This is a genomic window from Actinomadura roseirufa, assembly GCF_900659635.1.
Classification (GTDB): Bacteria; Actinomycetota; Actinomycetes; order Streptosporangiales; family Streptosporangiaceae; genus Spirillospora; species Spirillospora roseirufa.
On sequence record NZ_CAACVB010000554.1, the window covers coordinates 1 to 1,470 of the forward strand.

A 1,470-nucleotide genomic window follows, 5' to 3' on the forward strand; every position below is an offset into this window, starting at 1 on the left:
TTCATTCCGTGGCGGCAGGCCCTTGACCGTGGAACGCCGGCGAGCCTAGAGAGGAGGAAGATCGTTGTCCGGCGAGTCGAGCCATATGCGCTGCCCTTCAGGGGTCACGGTGATCCCGAAGCGGTCGGGCTCTGGCCTTCCGGCTTGCAGCCACCAATCATAGGCGGCTTCGAGGGAATCCCAGAGGCGTCGAGCCCCCTGCTGCCGCACAATATGCTTACCGTGAGGTCCCGGAGTGAGGGAAGCCCATGAGTCGGATGTGTATTCCGAGATCCGGTAAGTGTGGCTGCCATCTCTGTTTTTGGTCTTTCCTGGGGAAAGCTCGGGGAGCCTCGTGCCCACCGCGAAGCGGGCAGTGGAGCTGACTTCGAAGACCTCGCGCGGGAAGTGCGACGTGGTGGTCTGCGTAAAATTACCCTCGTACTCGTCATCACTCCATGAGACATTTTTTCGTCGCTGCTCACGAACCCGCATAAAGGCTACTGGCTCGCTGAGTTTGCCTTCGGCGGTGCCGTCGTTGTGCACTGTTAGCGTGAGTAGTACGCCCCCCGAATCGAGGTTGCTGCCCCAGGGCAAGAGAATGCGTCCTGAGTCGCGACACTGTGCAACCCATGTGTAAGGGATGTCTCGCACGGAGGCCGTTGCGATAACACGGTCGTACGGAGCGTGCTCAGGATATCCAAAGGCCCCGTCCCCGGTAACCACCGTCACGGGGAAGTCTGCCTTGTGCAGGGCCGAGCGGGCGTGGTCTGCGACATTGGGATCGACTTCGACGGTCGTCACATTCTCCGCGCCCGCGAGCTGTGCCAGGAGTGCAGCGTTGTATCCGGTGCCCGAGCCGATCTCAAGGATCTTCATCCCGGCTTCGACGTCGAGCATACTGATCATTTCTTGCATGAGTGAGGGTGCGCTGCTGGAGCTCGTGGGTTCCAGGCCCCTGTCCGTGGCGCCGTCATCCACCTGAGTGATGATCGGGTCATCGCTCTGACAGAGTTCTGCCCAGTCAGAGGGGGCGTCCTGTCGGCGGAGGGGAACCAACCATCCCTCGTCCCCCCACACCCAGACCGTGTCAGGTATGAACCACTTCCGATCTACGCGGGTCATACTTCCCCATTCCCTCCACACACATGGCATGGGCGCTCTTCCTTGCTGCGCTTATCTTTCCCGTCCGTTTCTACAACGATAGTCCCTGTGCCGTCACATCGACGGCATTTCTGTTTCTTGCTGTGCTTGCCCATGGTCCTACTCTCGATTGGTGACTCTCCACCATGCTCGTCGGCTTGGAGGCAGCCGCGATCAGAGGGCTCGGTGGAAAGCTAGGGGAGGGGCGCTAGAGAGCTTCAATAGTTGGGGTTATCGACTGTGTCTTGGTGGTGACTGGCCTGTCGGGTGTGGGCGGGTTTCCCTTGGTGGATGCGGTATGGCGAGGGCGGCGGGTTGACCGCTGTGGAGCGGGCGCGGCGGGAGGCG

At 61.0% G+C, this 1,470-nt stretch carries 1 protein-coding gene; it reads right to left on the bottom strand.

Features of this window, described 5'->3' with window-relative positions:
• Positions 1 to 45: 45 nt before the first annotated feature.
• Positions 46 to 1,134, bottom strand: coding sequence for a methyltransferase domain-containing protein (locus E1291_RS41335; RefSeq protein ID WP_131743461.1), 1,089 nt, complete (start codon positions 1,132 to 1,134; stop codon positions 46 to 48).
• Positions 1,135 to 1,470 lie beyond the last annotated feature (336 nt).